The organism is Ideonella sp. P3_A4, assembly GCF_056403075.1.
The window spans coordinates 1-1,253 of sequence record NZ_JBFUGE010001089.1; the positions used below are offsets into that span (position 1 = coordinate 1).

The window sequence follows — 1,253 nt, forward strand, 5'->3', positions numbered from 1 at the left end:
GCACTGCCGTAAGGCAATCCGGAATGAACCCCAACGCCTGCAAACACCTCCGGATAAGTCTCCCCGAGGACCACGGCCATCGCTGCGCCAGCCGAGAGCCCTGCGACAAAGACACGGCGCGGGTCTGCGCCGTGACGTGACACGATCTCGCGGACCATGCCGGCAATCAGCGAAGGTTCGCCCGCGTCACGCGCCTGGTCCTGCGTCTTGAACCAGTTCCAGCACTTCGACGAATTCGCGTGCGTGGCCTGCTCGGGATAGGCCACCAGAAAGCCTTGTTCTTCGGCCAGGCGATTCATCTGCGTGCCCGCGGCGAAGTCATCGGCCGACTGGGTGCAGCCGTGCAGCATCACCACCAACGGCGGCGGTGTGTCCGCAATCCTGGCAGGCACGTACAGCTTGTAAGACCGGGCACCGGCGTGATTGCTGAAGTCGTACCTTTCGAAGGTCCCGAATGCTTGCGTGTGACGCTCGAACGGCCTGCGCTCGAATTCGCAGTCACCGTCTTCCTCATCCACGCTGACAACGCGCGCCGAGACGTCGATGAAGGAATCGCTCGCGGCGGAAGGCTTGGCAGCCGAAGGCCTGCCCGAGGCCAGCGCGCGCCGAATCGTCTCCATCACGCTTTGCATCGGGCCCGATGTGGTGTCCAGCCCGGCAGACTTGAACGCGCGTTGAATCGTCTCGTCGATGTCAACGGCGTCGAAGGCGGGCGCGCGTGGGTTGAAAGGGTTGGTCATGAAGGTCCTTCTGTGGGTTGAAGTGGATCAATGGATGCGGTCGGACAGGGCCCGCCGCACAGCGGGGCTCGCCTGGAAGGCGCCCAGCACCGTCACGGACTCGATGGCGGCGCGCGCAAGCTCTGGGGTGACGTCGTCTGCGATGCGAGCAAGGCCCACAACCTGCACCTGCAGGCGTTGCCCAGCGGCGACCACTCGCTCCAGGTCTTCACGGCTGTAGTGCTGCAGGCCGACCGTGAGGGTTCTGCGCGCCACGGTCTGTTTCACCGCGTCGGCATGCAGCGCGAGCTGATTTCGAAGTGCGGTCCGGATGAGGTCCGAGCGGTTGGAATRGAACCCTTCCTGCACCAGAAGATCGACGTGGCCGAGATCGACCACACCGACATTCACTGTCATCTTCTCGGTCTCGCCAGCCCGTTGCTTTGGTTGAAGTTCGCCGTTCTTGTGGTCACTCATGCCATCCACCTGGATTCCATTTGGAATCCAATTGGAGCATATTCAGGACACTCCGCG

General features: G+C 63.0%; 2 protein-coding genes. Both read right to left on the reverse strand.

All coding sequences use genetic code 11. The features are described from left to right. Positions 1 to 740: extracellular catalytic domain type 1 short-chain-length polyhydroxyalkanoate depolymerase (locus AC1DYI_RS36075; RefSeq protein WP_477208892.1), on the reverse strand; the 740-nt coding region annotated here is incomplete at its 3' end. Between the two features lie 27 nt (positions 741 to 767). Beyond that, a complete protein-coding gene (locus AC1DYI_RS36080) occupies positions 768 to 1,196 on the reverse strand; it encodes a CopG family transcriptional regulator (RefSeq protein ID WP_477208893.1) in 429 nt (142 codons plus the stop codon). Positions 1,197 to 1,253 lie beyond the last annotated feature (57 nt).